1 pseudogene is annotated in these 1553 nt (G+C 67.4%); it reads left to right on the top strand.

Annotation, left to right across the window (positions count from 1 at the left end):
- The first annotated feature begins 120 nt into the window (after positions 1-120).
- Positions 121-1520: pseudogene (locus ABGB05_RS36860) on the top strand (IS3 family transposase).
- The last annotated feature ends 33 nt before the right edge of the window (positions 1521-1553 follow it).

The following is a 1553-nucleotide window of genomic DNA, read 5'->3' as shown; positions in this document are numbered from 1 at the left end:
CCCTGTCTGTCAGGGTGAGTTGAGGCCAGCGGCTCATAGCAAGTCCGTCGGACAGGGCGAGTTCAGGATCGAGAAGCGTTGAATACTGTTGTTGGCGTGGTGACGGCCCAGGATGGGGTCATGAGTCGCAAGAAGGGGCCGCGTTCGGATGGTCCGCGGGCACGCCGGTCGTTCACCCCGGGACAGAAGCTGGAACTGCTGGCCGGCTACGAGCGGGCGGTCGCGGCGGGTGAGGGCGGGGCGTTCCTGCGGCGGGAGGGTTTGTACTCGTCGTTGATGTCGGAGTGGCGCCGTGCGCGGGACGCGGGATTGTTGCAGGGCAAACCGGCTGGTGAGACGGTCGGGAGGCCGTCGGCGGAGCAGGCGGAGATCGCCCGGTTGCGGCGTGAGCTGGCGCAGGCGCAGGCGAAACTGGCGCGTACGGAGACGGCGTTGACGATCATGGGAAAAGCGCGAGAGCTCTTGGAGGACATCTCCAGGAGCGAGCCGGACGATCCGGACGTGTTCGGGCTCGGCAGGCGCTGATGGACGCGTTTCAGGAGTTGACCGGTGCGGGGACCACGACCCGGGCCGCGGCGGCGATGACCGGGATCGCCCGGTCCAGCGTCGATCGGGACCGACGTCGGTCGAGCCCGTCACGCCGGCCGCGTCCGGCGCCGGCGAACGCGCTCACCGCGGCGGAGCGGGAGCACGTGTTGCGGCTACTGAACGGCCCGCGGTTCGTCGACGCCGCTCCGGCGCAGATCTACGCCGCTCTGCTCGACCAGGGCGTCTACGTCGGCTCGATCGCCACGATGTACCGGATCCTGCGTGAACACCGGCAGGTCAAAGAGCGTCGCCGGCTGGCCCGGCATCCGGCGCGTCAGCGTCCGGAACTGGTCGCCGACGCGCCGCGGCAGGTGTTCAGTTGGGACATCACGAAACTGGCCGGACCGGTGAAGGGCTCCTACTTCGACGCCTACGTGATGATAGACATCTACTCCAGGTACATCGTCGGTGTCCGGGTCCACGCCCGCGAGTCCGGTCCCCTCGCGGAGTCGATGATGCGTGAGGTCTTCGACGTCCACGGCGTCCCGCACGTCGTCCACGCTGACCGGGGCACGTCGATGACCTCAAAGTCGGTGTCTGACCTGCTCGAGGACCTGACCGTGACCCGGTCACACTCCCGACCGAAGGTGTCGAACGACAACCCGTACAGCGAAGCCTGGTTCAAGACGTTGAAGTACGCGCCGGTCTTCCCGGACAGGTTCGCGTCCCTCACCGCCGCACGAGCGTTCATGACCGACTTCGTGACCTGGTACAACAACTGCCACCGGCACTCCGGGATCGGCCTGCACACCCCCGCCGAGGTCCACCACGGCCGCCACCACACCGTCCGCGCCGGCCGCGAGGACACCCTCGCCGCAGCCCGGACGGCACACCCGGAACGCTTCGGCACCAACCGGCTCCTACCGAAGATCCTCGATCTACCCGAACACGTTTGGATCAACAAACCAGAGGCGGAACCTCAGGCCGCATAACTCCCGCTGGCCTCAAATCCTTGACACGTTCCG

Origin of the sequence: Plantactinospora sp. B5E13, assembly GCF_039871775.1 — a bacterium.
GTDB lineage: Bacteria > Actinomycetota > Actinomycetes > Mycobacteriales > Micromonosporaceae > Plantactinospora.
The sequence above is the reverse complement of the archived record's forward strand: the minus strand, read 5'-3'. Positions and strand labels throughout refer to the sequence as shown.